A 210-nucleotide genomic window follows, 5' to 3' on the forward strand; every position below is an offset into this window, starting at 1 on the left:
GGCCTCGAGGAAAGCGCGTACGCGGCGAAAGAGGCGGCGCAGGGCGGCTGGCGCGGCACGCGCAAGTTCACGGTGGCGCGCAAGGTACGCGAAAGCGACGAGATCACGTCGTTCTATCTGCGCCCCGCGGACGGCGGCGCATTGCTCGACTTCAAGCCGGGGCAGTTCATCGCGCTGCGTCTTCTGATCGACGGCGAGGAAGTGCGCCGC

At 68.6% G+C, this 210-nt stretch carries 1 pseudogene; it reads left to right on the top strand.

Annotation, left to right across the window (positions count from 1 at the left end):
* Positions 1 to 210 (top strand): annotated as a pseudogene (locus ACYPXD_RS34115) (NO-inducible flavohemoprotein); the annotation flags it as partial.

The organism is Paraburkholderia sp. 2C (assembly GCF_054589215.1).